The sequence below is a fragment of the Bacillus sp. 179-C3.3 HS genome, from assembly GCF_047229225.1.
Taxonomy (GTDB): Bacteria; Bacillota; Bacilli; order Bacillales; family Bacillaceae; genus Bacillus.
In genome coordinates this window covers 1-13487 of the sequence record NZ_JBFEFT010000005.1, presented here as the reverse complement: position 1 = coordinate 13487, position 13487 = coordinate 1, and the positions used below count along the sequence as shown (strand labels likewise).

The window sequence follows — 13487 nt, the reverse complement described above, 5'->3', positions numbered from 1 at the left end:
TTTAATTCACCTCGATAACTTCTCCAACCATCTCTCCGTCAAGAGACCAAGTTTTCGCTTGTGTGATTTTCACTTTGACGATGTTGCCAATCGCTTCTTTTGGTGCTTTAAAATTCACAAGCTTGCTTTTACTTGTATATCCGGCTAGGATCTCAGGATTGTTTTTACTTTCACCCTCTACTAATACTTCGACAGTCTGCCCTTCATATTCCTTCATTTTCTTCGCAGAAATTTCATTCACAAGTGCATTCAAGCGTTGTAGACGTTCTTTCTTGACATGCATTGGGACATTATCCTTCATTTTCGCTGCTGGTGTTCCTTCTCTTGGAGAATAAATGAATGTATACGCCGCATCAAATTCAACTTCTCTATATAGGGACAGTGTTTCTTCAAACTGCTCATCTGTCTCGTTCGGGAATCCAACAATAATATCTGTTGTAAGGGATGCGTTAGGCATCGCTTTTTTAATTTTGCCGACAAGATCAAGATAACGCTCGCGGTCATATTTTCTCGCCATTAGTTTCAGTACTGAAGAACTTCCTGATTGAACTGGCAAATGAATATGGTCAAGCAAGTTGCCACCTTTTGCAAGCACCTCAATCAAATGATCATCAAAATCACGCGGGTGACTTGTTGTAAAGCGGATACGCGGGATATCAATTTTACGCAGCTCATCCATGAGATGACCAAGACCATATTCCATGTCTTCGAAATCTTTTCCGTACGCATTGACGTTTTGCCCTAGAAGCGTAATTTCTTTATACCCTTCCGCAGCTAGTCGTCTAACTTCTTGGATAATTTCATCTGGTCGACGACTTCTTTCCTTCCCGCGGGTGTAAGGAACGATACAATACGTACAAAACTTGTCACAGCCGTACATAATGTTTACCCAGCCTTTAATTTTACCTTGGCGTGCTCTCGGAAGGTTTTCAATGACATCCCCTTCTTTTGACCAAACCTCGATGACCATTTCTTTCGATAGATAACACTCAGATAAAAGCTCTGGTAGACGATGGATGTTATGCGTTCCGAAGATCAAGTCAACGAATGGGTGTTTTTTTAAAATTCGGTTGACAACTGATTCTTCTTGTGACATACAGCCACAAACACCTAAAATCAAATCTGGTTTTTCACGTTTTAATGCTTTTAAATGACCAAGTTCCCCGAACACTTTGTTTTCTGCATTTTCACGAATTGCACAAGTGTTCAATAAGATGACATTCGCATCTTCTGTGGAGTTTGTCGGCTCATAGCCAAGTGCCATAAAAATACCAGCCATGACTTCTGTGTCGTGCTCGTTCATTTGGCAACCATATGTGCGGATATAAAACTTACGGCCGTTCCCTAACCCTTTAAACCGCTCGTCAATTTGAAATTGATTATATTCGACTTCTTCTTTACCCCGTTTTTTTGCATCTTTTAAAGATGGCGGAATGTAAACAGCTTCAAAATATTTGCTGTAGTCCTTCTCGGATTTTTTGTCCGATGAACTTACTTGTCCGCTCGCTTTTCTCTGTTCTTCATTCATATATGTGTACTCCTTTCAAACCAAGCTCCACCCTACAGTATAGACTATTTTGTTAGGAATTGAAAATAAATTCATATGATGTTCTGTTTAAAATCATACGTCACAAACTGGATGATTCTAGAGAAGAAATCATAAAAAAAGAGAGCCCTCGCTCTCTTAATCAAGTATTTTCAATTTTTTCGCTTCTTCTTCTATGATTGTCAGAGCACGGTCTAGTTCTTCTTTTGTGTGCTCTGCTGTGATCATGGCTCTGATTCTCGCTTTTCCTTTGGCTACTGTTGGAAAGGCGATTCCTTGGGCGAAGACACCTCGCTCCATTAAGGCGTTTGAAAATCGGTAAGTCAGTGCCTCATCTCCGACCATGATCGGAATGATAGGGGTCTCTGTTGGTGCAATATGAAACCCTAGAGCCATTACTTTCTCTTTAAAATATGCGGCGTTTTCCCAAAGTGTTTTCATTCGCTCCGGTTCATCTAATAGCACTTCAATGGCCTCTTCACATGCTCTTGTCACAGCAGGCGGATGTGAGGTGCTAAACAGGAACGGTCTTGCTTTGTGTTTTAAATAATCAATTAACACCGCAGAACCAGCTACATAACCGCCCAGTACCCCAACCGCCTTACTCAATGTCCCTACTTGAATATGAACTCTACCATCAAGCTGAAAATGATTGACAGTCCCGCGTCCATTTTCACCAAGCACGCCAGAAGCATGTGCATCATCGACCATTACAAATGCATCATAGGCTTCCGCCAGATCCACGATGTCTGGAAGCGGTGCAATATCCCCATCCATTGAAAACACGCCATCTGTTACGATCAGTCGAACGCGATAATTCATCGATTTCTTTAATATTTTCTCAAGCTCTTCCATATTTGAATGCGCGTATACTTTTTTATCTGCTTTCGTTAGACGGATCCCATCAATGATAGAAGCATGATTGAGCTCATCGGAAATGACAATATCATCTTTTGTTAAAATACTTGATAATACCCCTTGGTTCGTCGTAAATCCTGATTGAAACACAAGAGCTGCCTCTGTTTTTTTGAATGCAGCGAGCTTTTTTTCGAGGCGCTCGTGCATGGTCATGGTTCCAGCAATTGTTCGCACGGACCCTGTTCCCGCACCGAATTCATCAATTGCCTCTTTCGCCGCTTTCATTAGCCTAGGATGTGAGGTGAGTCCTAAATAATTATTTGAAGAGAGTTGTATGACGGATTGTTCATTTAATGTGACGGTAGATGATTGTTTTGATGCGATTTCTTTTAACGTTTGGTGGGTGCCTTCCTGCTTCATTGATGCTAATTCATGTTGTAAATAAGTGAATTCTTTCATCATTTCTTCCCCCTTTGATATGATGGCATCATCAGTACGACCTTTCCACATGTCCCGTTTCTCATCAATTCAAATCCCTTTTCAAAATCCCCAAACGGCAACATATGTGTGACAACCGGCTGAACATCAATGGTCTTCGTTCTTAAAAGCTCAGAGACTTGTCGCCACGTTTCAAACATCTTTCTCCCCGTTATCCCTTGAACGGTTAATCCCCTAAATACAATTTGATTGGTGATGTCAATGCTGACTGGCCGTTCCGGTAAACTTAAGATATTGACTTTCCCACCATTTGAACAAGATTCCAGTGCTTGATTGATCGCTACAGGATGCCCTGACATCTCACAAATCACATCTGCCCCTTCATTACGTGTGAGTTGCTTGATCATTTTGACTGGATCCTCTTGTTCGATATCCACAATATGGTCTGCTCCCATTTTCTGAGCCAATTCAAGTCTGTACTCATTTTTATCAACCGCAAACACTTGGACAGCCCCTGAAGCTTTTGCCACTGCGATCGCCATTAAGCCAATCGGTCCACAGCCAAAGATAGCGACAGACTTGCCAGAAACAGGCGTGTGCAGCACTGTATGAACAGCATTACCAAGTGGCTCTTGAATGGAAGCAAGCTCGATGGACATGCCATCCGGATTATGCCACACATTTTGTTCTGGGACTTTGACATATTCAGCAAAGCAACCATCAATGTCTACACCTAAAATTTTCGTTCCACAGCACAAATGCTGTTGCCCTGTTAAACACATTGAACACTGATTACACACAATATGAGTCTCAGCCGATACAAAATCCCCTATTTTTGCACGTCTGACTTGCTTGCCCACTTTCACAACTTCCCCTGTAAACTCATGTCCGAAAATGTAGGGCGCTTTGACTCTCCCCATTGCCCAGTCGTCCCAATTATAAATGTGTACATCTGTTCCACAAATCGATGTAGCTTTCACTTGAATCAATACTTCGTGATCATTGATTTCCGGAATAGGCATTTCAGTCAACACCGCACCGTAAGCGCTTTCTTTTTTAACAATCGCTTTCATCGTTCCACACATGACGTACAACCCCTTTGTGAAAAACTTCTCCCAACAAGATCTTATCACGGTATTTTTTATTCGTAAATACCACTGTCTACTGGATAAATACAAATGATCACTCCAGATATTTTTTGCGAAATTTTTCTAAAAAAAGAGCAAATCTCTTATGATACAGAGATTTGCTCTTTTCGTTATCTTCTTTTTGAAACGGCAACATAAAGCGCTGGCACAATCAATAAGGTCAGGACTGTTGAGAAAAAGACACCTGAGACAATACAGATCGCGAGCGGTTTAAAGAGTGGATCATTGCTTAAAGCGACAGGCATGAGGGCAACAAGTGCCGTAAATGCCGTTAACAATATCGGTCTAATCCTTGCTCTACCTGCCTCAATCACTGCTTGAAGTTTGTCGAAACCAAGTTTGCGTCTTTGTTCGATAAACTCAAACAGCACCACAGCATTTCGGACTACGATACCAGCTAATGAGACAATTCCCATTGTCGCCATAAAGCTGAACGGAGTTTGTGTGACAAATAGGCCAATAATCGCTCCTGAAATGGCCAAATATACGGTTCCAAGCACTAAAAGCGGTAGCATCAATGAATTGAATTGGAAAGCAATGGTCACATAAATAAGAAGCAACACAACCCCAAATAAGAGACTGATTTCAATGAAGAACTGTGCTTGATCTTCATTTTCTCCCCCTTGGGAAATCGCGATGTCCTTTGCGACTTCACTTTTTTCCACTTCACTAACAGCCTCTTTCATATCTTCCTTGAACGTATCCGAAGTACCTGGGTATGCCTTTAGCGTAATCGTTGGCGTACCGTTCTCATGTGGAATGCTTTCATACTGATCTGTTTCTTTTTCTTTCACATATCGGCTAAGTGGTTCTAGAGATGGCATCCCGCCCTGATTAGTAGTCACCGGGACCTTCATTTCCTCTAACTTTAAACCGTTTTGGTGTGTCGTGACATCTTGCTTGACCACGAGATCCATTTCATCTGTTCCATTTTTAAATGTACCTAATGGAATTCCTTCTGTCACAAGTCCAAGTTGTCTGCTGACAAACTGTGCACTGAGCCCATCCTCTGCCATTCTGTCACGATTTAATTCGTAGGAGATGGTTTTCACTGGCTGATTTACGTTATCAGTAATCAGACTTGCGCCATTTTCTTTCATTTCTTTCGTCAATGCTTCTTTGGCATCAAGCAGCTTTGTAAATTCGTCATTTGCAAGGGTAACAGTCACAGGTGCTCCTGTTGGTGGACCTTGCACTATTGTCTTCATAAAGATGTCAGCGTCTTGAAACTTGTCTCTTAATGGTTCTGTCATCTTGTCAATTAGCGCTTGAGCTGTCATTTGATCATTGTCGACTCTCACGACCACTTGTCCGGTATGATCACTAGCATTCGAGATGCTCTCATTAAATAAGTTTGGCACACCGCCACCTGCAAAAATGGCCGTCTCTTCTATTCCTTTTTCTCGTTTAATTTCTTGTTCGATTTCCTCTAATGTTTCATTTGTCTTATCTAGCGTTGTTTCACTTGGAAGGGTAACTGTCACAACGACTTCCTTCTTATTCGCTGCTGGGAAAAATTCAAAAGGCGTGACGAATATGAGTAAAAAGGCAAGTGTTGCAATGAGCATCCCTGATAATCCAATGAGAAGCGGACGCTTGACGATTTTTGTCAGGACGCGGTCTGCATAAAAATCTGCAAGTCTTTTCAGTGGTTTACCTAAGAATCCTGGCTCCTTTTGAACCTTCTTGTTTTTTATTTTCCGGTTAGCATGATATTGATATACCGGAACAAGCGTTAAAGAAATCACCATAGACGCAAGCACAGTCGTCACAAGAACTGACGGCAATGCACGAATAAATGATCCATTCGCTCCAGATAAGAAAACTAGTGGCAAGAAGGCAAATACAACCGCAAGTGTTGATGTCAAGATGGATCCCGCGACCTCTTTGACTCCTGCGATGGTACCTTTCAGTGGACTTTCGTATTTTTTCATCTGTCTTAAGATATTATCGTTGACCACAATGGCATCATCCACGAGTATCCCTAGTGCAATGATAAATCCAATGATGGAAATCTGATTCAAATCAACTTGTAAAAATGGCAGCGGAATCGTCCCAATCGTAATGGATAATGGGATGGCTAATGACACAATAAAAGCACCGCCAATTGTCAGACCAAGCGTGGTGACAACAATGACAGCAATGATTGCGACAATCGCTTCTTTAATTAAATCGTTAAAGATCGCATCTACTTCGCTTTTTTGTGAATAATAGTCGACCCATTCCACACCGTTTGGTAGCTGCTTTTCTTTTTCAATGACATCACTTACTTTGTCATACATTTTAGGAATATCTAGCCCTGGTTGAATATTGACAGTAAATGAATAAGCCGGCTTTCCATTATATGAAATGATATCGCTTTTCTCTTTTTCGACTTCTTTTAAACTGCCAAGCTGACTAATGGCCACAGGCTCTCGATTCACTTTTGAGAACAGTTCAATCTTTTCTACTTGATCTAATTGATCATACGTATTGATGGACAGTTTGACTTTTTCTCCTGATTGACGAAGCTCGCCCAATGGCGATGTTTCAAATTCTTGCTGAATGGCATTTGTGACATCAGTCACATTTAAACCTTCATCAGTTAATTTGTTTGAATCAAGGTTCAGAACAGCTTGTTTGTCATTGAAGCCTTTAATAACAACGCTGTCAACTCCTTTGATTTCCTCTACTTTCTCTTTTAACGTTCGTAGCGCTTCTTGACTTTTTGCTAAGTCAGACTGTTGATCAGAAACGATCATGTAAGAACCAACCGGCACGTTGCCGAACTCATCTTTTACATCTGGTTCCATCACGCCATCTGGAAACGAGGTTGCCGCATTGGCTGTCTCATTTTTTATTTGACTTGCAACCTTTTGAAAATCTGCTTTGTCATCAATTTCGAGGACAATATTAGAAAAACCAATCGCTGATACTGAGCTCGTTTCCTCTACACCACTAATATCCGAAATGGCTGATTCGAGCTTATTGGTGACATCACTTTCCACCTGTTTGGCATCCGCCCCAGGAAAAACAGTAGAAACCGTGACGATATTTGGCTGGAATTCAGGCAGTTCTCGTTTAGGAAGCTGTGTAAATAAATAGCCACCCACAATGAGAATGATAAAAAATAAAACAAAAACAAGCTTTCCTCTTTTCAAAAAACCTTCAACCATTATTTCACCTACTTAAATATTTATTTTTGATGAAGTGTTTTCAACTCATTCTAAATTTATCATTATGGTGAGAAAATGCAAGTTCTAATATGTACCGTTTTTATTTATTTTACGAAGTGAATTTGTTATATAAAAAATGTATCTCGGTAAACAAAAACAACCTGCTTACATGATGTAAGCAGGTTGAAAATAATAAAATTAGAATTATCGTGGCTCTACAATCAGTTTGATCGCTGTTCTTTCTTCTCCATCGATAAGAATGTCTGTAAAGGCTGGAATGCATATTAAATCCACTCCACTTGGCGCAACAAATCCTCTCGCAATCGCAACAGCCTTGACTGCCTGATTCAATGCTCCAGCGCCTATCGCTTGTATTTCTGCTGCACCGCGTTCACGAAGAACGCCTGCTAATGCTCCTGCTACTGAATTCGGATTTGACTTTGCTGAAACTTTTAAAATTTCCATTTCTGCTCCCCCTTAAATTTACAATGGATAAGTGAGTGTTCATTAGAACAATCTTTGTTAGATGATGCTATTTGTTGAAATTCCATCCCCAAATGTTTTTCAAAAATAGCAGGCTACCTACCATTTTTACTATATTCACTATAGAGGGTGCATATTCCTTCTTTCTGTTTAATATTTTTCTGAAATAAATTTGTGAACATTTATTCAAAGAAAATATGGTCATCATTTATCAAAATTCGATCAATTTTGACAGCTTTTTTCGACTGTTCGTCAATTTCTACTATGACTGCACTTAAAGTTGTACGTCCTTCCGCAATTTCAAAACGTACAGGCAGGCTTGTTTTGAAACGTTTAATGATGGTTTCCCGATCCACACCTAAAATGCCATCATAAGGGCCTGTCATGCCAACATCTGAAATATACGCCGTTCCTTTAGGGAGTACACGGTTATCTGCTGTTTGGACATGTGTATGTGTTCCGACAACGCATGATGCACGGCCATCCGTATAAAAGCCCATCGCTTGTTTTTCACTTGTGGCTTCAGCATGAAAATCAATAAAGATAAAAGGTGTGCGTTTAGATGCTTCTGCAATCAGCTCATCTACTTTTTGAAATGGGCAGTCAATTGGTGGTAAAAATGTACGCCCTTGCAAGTTGATCACTGCTAGTTCTTTTCCTTGTTTCTTTAGAAATGTGAGCCCTTTGCCAGGTGTTCCTTGCGGGAAGTTCGCTGGACGTACAATATAGGTTGCATCATCGATAAAATCGAAAATGTCCCTTTTATCCCATGTATGGTTCCCCATCGTCAGGACATCAGCCCCTGCTTGTAGTAATTCGTGATAGATTTTCTCGGTGAGCCCTTTGCCGTGTGCAGCATTCTCTCCGTTTACGATTGTAAAGTGTGGCTGGTACTTTTTCTTTAGCTTTGGCAAGTATTCTTTTAATGTATCTCTACCAGGTGAACCGACAATATCTCCAACAAATAATATTTTCATGCGTTTTGAACCCTTTCTCTTTTAAATTGACCTTTATCTTCATATCAGTGTTGCATATTTACATAAAAAAATAAAGCGGCGCTAAGCGCACCGCTCTATTTTGCATACTCTACTGCGCGAGTTTCTCGAATGACCGTCACTTTGATGTGACCAGGGTAATCGAGCTCGTCCTCAATTCGCTTACGAATATCCCTAGCTAGACGGTGAGCCTCAAGATCATTAATTGAATCTGGCTTCACCATAATACGCACTTCACGTCCAGCTTGTATTGCAAACGACTTTTCAACACCTTCGTAAGATTCAGAGATATCTTCTAATTTTTCAAGTCTCCGAATGTAATTTTCAAGTGTTTCGCTTCTTGCACCAGGGCGTGCTGCCGATAAAGCATCAGCTGCTGCGACAAGAACAGCGATAATAGATGTCGGTTCTTGGTCACCATGGTGAGATGCAATACTGTTGATGACAACAGGATGTTCTTTATATTTCGTCGCAAGCTCAACGCCTATTTCTACGTGGCTTCCTTCTACTTCATGATCAATGGCTTTTCCGATGTCATGTAGAAGACCGGCTCGTTTTGCAAGCTTAGCATCTTCTCCAAGCTCTGAAGCCATGAGACCTGCAAGATGTGCAACCTCAATGGAATGCTTCAGGACATTTTGTCCATAACTTGTACGGAATTTTAAGCGACCGAGAATTTTGATCAGATCCGGATGTAAACCGTGAACACCAACTTCAAATGTTGTTTGTTCACCCATTTCGCGGATATAATCATCGACTTCACGGCGTGATTTTTCCACCATTTCTTCAATTCGAGCAGGATGAATGCGGCCATCCTGGACTAGCTTATCGAGAGCTATCCTTGCTGTTTCACGTCTAATCGGATCGAAGCCCGATAAGATCACAGCTTCAGGTGTATCATCAATGATCAGATCAATACCTGTTAACGTTTCTAGCGTACGGATATTTCGTCCTTCACGTCCGATAATACGACCTTTCATCTCATCATTTGGAAGATTGACTACAGATACCGTTGTTTCAGCTACATGATCAGCTGCACAACGCTGTAACGCAAGTGAAAGAATATTTTTCGCCTTTTTATCAGCTTCTTCTTTCGCTCGGTTCTCAGACTCTTTCGTCATGACTGCAATGTCGTGGGAAAGCTCATTTTCAACTTGATCCAGAATGATTTGTTTCGCTTCATCTCGAGTTAGACTAGAAATACGCTCCAACTCGTCTTTCTGCAAACGAATCATATCATCCACTTTGCTTTCCATCTCTTCAATATGTTGTTGTCGTTCATTCAGAGAATGATCTCTCTTCTCCAACAGGGACTCCCGTTTATCTAAAGTTTCGTCTTTGCGATCAAGATTTTCCTCTTTTTGAAGTAAACGGTTTTCTTGTCTTTGAAGCTCATTACGTCTTTCACGAACTTCTTGCTCCGCCTCTACACGAAACGAATGAATTTCATCTTTCGCTTCCAAGAGCGCTTCTTTCTTCAATGCTTCCGCATCACGCTTTGCATCTTCAACAATTTGTTCGGCTAAGTTTCTTGCGCCGGATATTTTTGCTTCTGCAATGGTTTTACGAACAAAGTAGCCAACAACTAAACAGATTAGGCTCAGCAAAATGGAGATGATCGTAAACATCGTTGTAGGCGACATAGTTTCACCTCCTCTTGCTATGAACTTGGTTTTACAAATAAAGTGTCGGCATGTACATTGTTTTGTGTCTCAACATACAGGGCCTTCACAGGGAATGAGATCCTCACTGCCCTTGTCAAGTTTAAATTAGTTATCAATCATGTTAAGAAAAACAAGTGATACATTTCCATTGTAATTGTGTCGGAAATACTTGTCAAGCTAGTCAGACTGGGGCAGAAGTCGTTATTTCAAGCGAAGACAGTACTTTTTCCCGCTTAGCTATCTGTCATCATAAAAAAAGACGCATTTCAGCGTCTTTTAGTCAGTAAACTCTAATTCTTCTTGTCCTTCTTCTTCTGCCGTCTTCACTCCGTTTGTATCCAAACCGTAGTGTTCTCTGATTTGTTCTTGAATCATCAGAAGAATATCCTTGTTTTCTTTTAGGAACTGCTTCGCATTTTCACGGCCTTGTCCAAGACGTTCCTCTTGGTAAGAATACCACGCACCACTTTTTTGTACGATATCTAGTTCACTACCAAGGTCGATGATTTCTCCCTCTTTCGAGATTCCTTCACCGTACATGATATCTACTTCTGCAACACGGAATGGTGGTGCCACTTTGTTTTTCACGACTTTGATTCTCGTTTTATTCCCCATGATGTCATTGCCTTGTTTCAACTGTTCTGCACGGCGCACTTCTAAACGAACAGACGAGTAGAACTTCAATGCACGACCACCAGGTGTTGTTTCAGGGTTACCAAACATGACCCCTACTTTTTCACGAATTTGGTTGATAAAGATCGCAATGGTTTTCGATTTATTGATCGCACCTGATAACTTACGAAGCGCTTGAGACATTAAACGTGCTTGAAGACCAACGTGAGAGTCCCCCATGTCTCCTTCAATCTCTGCTTTTGGTACAAGAGCAGCAACCGAGTCAATGACGACAATATCAACTGCACCACTGCGGACTAGTGCCTCTGCAATTTCAAGTGCTTGTTCTCCTGTGTCTGGTTGAGAAAGTAACAACTCATCGATATTGACACCTAGCTTTTGGGCATAAACAGGATCAAGTGCATGCTCTGCATCGATAAATGCAGCTTGTCCTCCCTGTTGTTGAACCTCAGCAATGGCATGAAGCGCCACTGTTGTTTTACCAGAACTCTCTGGGCCATACACTTCAATAATACGACCGCGAGGATATCCACCTATTCCAAGCGCAGTATCAAGTGCTAACGAACCACTAGGTACTGTTGAAATACGTGTATCTGTTTGCTCTCCTAGTTTCATAATAGAGCCTTTACCAAACTGTTTTTCTATTTGTTTAAGAGCCATATCTAAGGCTGCCTGACGATCACTCATTCTATTGTTTCCTCCTTTATCAATTCCACTATCTATACTATACCTTGTTTTACGTCATTTGCCAAGAAAAAATCGAACACATATTCGATTTTTTCTCGCAGATTATTTAAGAAAAGAGTCATTTCTATTAGAGAAAATACTCATTTATAAAGGAGTAAACCTAACAAAAAATAAAATTAGCTCTCTTTTACTACATTTAGAAGGTGGTATAATCCATACTTCACCGCACGTTTTCGAATGCCTGATCGACTGCCCGTGAACATCCATTCAAATACTTCTGTCTGATCATTTGTAGATAGGCCGATAAACACTTTTCCGACTGGCTTTCCTTCTTGCGTACCAGGACCTGCCACTCCAGTAAAGCTAATCCCAATGTCGCTTCCTGTTAACTTTCTTACGCCCTCAGCGAGCTCATGAGCACACTCTTTGCTGACAGCACCGTGAACGGATAACGTTTTGTCTTGACAGCCTAGTACCTCTTGTTTCATTTGGTTTGTGTAACAAACGACACTTCCGTTAAAAATCGAGGAGGCCCCTTCAAGATCTGTCAACCATTCAGAAAACATTCCGCCTGTTAGACTTTCGGCGGCGGCTACAGTTTTTTCATTTTGATGCAAAGCTTTTGAAACTTCACGAACAAGAGATGTATCACCATATCCGTAAAAGTAATCTCCCACTCGCTCTAAAATACGCGCTTCTGTTTCTTTTAAAAGACGCTCAGTTTCCTTTTCATCCTCGTGTTTTGCCGTTAGCCTTAGCGTCACCTCACCGTCTGATGCCAGTGGGGCAATTGTTGGGTTCGTCTGGGCATCAATTAAATCTTCAAGATCTGTTTCAAGCTGTGATTCACCGATTCCGAAAAAGCGCAGTACGACAGAAACAATTTTTTCTTTCAAGCCGAGTTTCTCTGAGATGAGCGGCTTTGCTTCATGTTCGAACATCGGATGCAATTCACTTGGCGGACCTGGGAGCAAGATATAAAAAGTATCTCCCGTTTGAATAAACATACCAGGTGCCATCCCAAATCGGTTCACAAGTATGTCTGAACCTTCTAGGACAAGTGCTTGTTTCCGATTGTTCGGTGACATGACACGTCCAGTCTTTTGAAAATAGTCTTGAATCGATGCAAATGCTTCTTCATTCAACACAAGCTCTTTGCCAAGCATATTGGCAATCGTTTCTTTTGTTAAATCATCTTTTGTTGGCCCGAGACCACCTGAAAAAATAATAAAATTAGATCTTTCTTGCGCCACACGGATGGCTTGTTTTAAACGCTCTGGATTGTCACCAACTGCTGTGTGGTAATAAACATTCACACCAATTTCAGCTAGCTGTTTGCTGATAAATTGTGCATTCGTATTCGTAATTTGCCCAAGCAAAAGTTCGGAACCGACCGCAATAATTTCTGCTTTTCTTTCTGACTTCAAAGCGTACACGTCCTTTTTAGTTGGAATTCTTTAAAGCTTCCCAGTTTTTCACAAAGTAATCCCACCCTGAAACAACTGTAAAGAACACAGCTACCCACATCGCAAGATCACCAAACGGGAATGATACAAGTTCAAACGGCAGGTTATGCAATAGAAGGGCAGAAATAGCAATGATCTGCGCCCACGTTTTCACTTTCCCAAGCATATTGGCTGCTACCACTTCGCCGCCTCCAGCTAACACAAGACGAAGACCTGTTACTGCAAACTCCCGGCTGATGATCACAATCGCCATCCATGCAGGAGTAAGGTCATATTGAACAAGTATAATTAACGCCGCTGAAACAAGCAATTTATCTGCAAGTGGATCTAAAAATTTACCGAAATTCGTCACTAAATTGAGTTTGCGTGCATAGTAACCATCAATCCAATCAGTAGTAGAGGCAACGATAAACA

Annotated in this window: 10 protein-coding genes; all 10 read right to left on the bottom strand. The window is 41.1% G+C overall.

All coding sequences use genetic code 11. From position 1 onward, the window contains the following. Window position 1: 1 nt before the first annotated feature. Complete coding sequence (miaB, locus tag AB1K80_RS04940; RefSeq protein WP_412855511.1) at window positions 2–1528, bottom strand: tRNA (N6-isopentenyl adenosine(37)-C2)-methylthiotransferase MiaB; 1527 nt, start codon at window positions 1526–1528, stop codon at window positions 2–4. A 156-nt stretch (window positions 1529–1684) separates the two neighbouring features. Continuing rightward, a complete protein-coding gene (locus tag AB1K80_RS04935) occupies window positions 1685–2866 on the bottom strand; it encodes a glycine C-acetyltransferase (protein ID WP_412855654.1) in 1182 nt (393 codons plus the stop codon). Beyond that, window positions 2863–3927: an L-threonine 3-dehydrogenase gene (gene tdh / locus AB1K80_RS04930; protein ID WP_412855510.1), complete on the bottom strand. Its 1065-nt coding sequence runs from the start codon at window positions 3925–3927 to the stop codon at window positions 2863–2865. The genes AB1K80_RS04935 and tdh overlap by 4 nt, the downstream gene beginning before the upstream one ends. A gap of 173 nt (window positions 3928–4100) precedes the next feature. Continuing rightward, window positions 4101–7145 carry an efflux RND transporter permease subunit gene (locus AB1K80_RS04925; RefSeq protein ID WP_412855509.1) on the bottom strand — a complete coding sequence of 1015 codons (3045 nt, stop codon included), beginning with the start codon at window positions 7143–7145 and terminating at the stop codon, window positions 4101–4103. Window positions 7146–7349: 204 nt separating this feature from the next. Next, the gene (spoVS, locus tag AB1K80_RS04920; protein ID WP_003211281.1) at window positions 7350–7610 is read right to left on the bottom strand and encodes a stage V sporulation protein SpoVS; all 261 of its coding nucleotides are present in this window, start codon (window positions 7608–7610) and stop codon (window positions 7350–7352) included. A gap of 200 nt (window positions 7611–7810) precedes the next feature. Then, window positions 7811–8605 (bottom strand): TIGR00282 family metallophosphoesterase, encoded by a 795-nt coding sequence (locus AB1K80_RS04915; protein WP_412855508.1) that lies wholly within the window; start codon window positions 8603–8605, stop codon window positions 7811–7813. A gap of 95 nt (window positions 8606–8700) precedes the next feature. Beyond that, a complete protein-coding gene (gene rny / locus AB1K80_RS04910; protein WP_412855507.1) occupies window positions 8701–10266 on the bottom strand; it encodes a ribonuclease Y in 1566 nt (521 codons plus the stop codon). Between the two features lie 297 nt (window positions 10267–10563). Then, entirely contained in the window at window positions 10564–11607 is a 1044-nt protein-coding gene (gene recA, locus AB1K80_RS04905; protein ID WP_412855506.1) for a recombinase RecA, read from the bottom strand. A gap of 176 nt (window positions 11608–11783) precedes the next feature. Continuing rightward, window positions 11784–13034 (bottom strand): competence/damage-inducible protein A, encoded by a 1251-nt coding sequence (locus AB1K80_RS04900; protein WP_412855505.1) that lies wholly within the window; start codon window positions 13032–13034, stop codon window positions 11784–11786. Window positions 13035–13050: 16 nt separating this feature from the next. Next, window positions 13051–13487 (bottom strand): CDP-diacylglycerol--glycerol-3-phosphate 3-phosphatidyltransferase (gene pgsA, locus AB1K80_RS04895; RefSeq protein WP_412855504.1); only part of this gene is annotated, 437 nt, incomplete at its 5' end.

Coding starts and splice junctions, on each gene's coding strand:
- tdh (WP_412855510.1), bottom strand. CDS start 3,927: ATGTGTGGAACGATGAAAGCGATTGTTAAAAAAGAAAGCGCTTACGGT.
- AB1K80_RS04935 (WP_412855654.1), bottom strand. CDS start 2,866: ATGATGAAAGAATTCACTTATTTACAACATGAATTAGCATCAATGAAG.
- rny (WP_412855507.1), bottom strand. CDS start 10,266: ATGTCGCCTACAACGATGTTTACGATCATCTCCATTTTGCTGAGCCTA.
- spoVS (WP_003211281.1), bottom strand. CDS start 7,610: ATGGAAATTTTAAAAGTTTCAGCAAAGTCAAATCCGAATTCAGTAGCA.
- AB1K80_RS04925 (WP_412855509.1), bottom strand. CDS start 7,145: ATGGTTGAAGGTTTTTTGAAAAGAGGAAAGCTTGTTTTTGTTTTATTT.
- miaB (WP_412855511.1), bottom strand. CDS start 1,528: ATGAATGAAGAACAGAGAAAAGCGAGCGGACAAGTAAGTTCATCGGAC.
- recA (WP_412855506.1), bottom strand. CDS start 11,607: ATGAGTGATCGTCAGGCAGCCTTAGATATGGCTCTTAAACAAATAGAA.
- AB1K80_RS04915 (WP_412855508.1), bottom strand. CDS start 8,605: ATGAAAATATTATTTGTTGGAGATATTGTCGGTTCACCTGGTAGAGAT.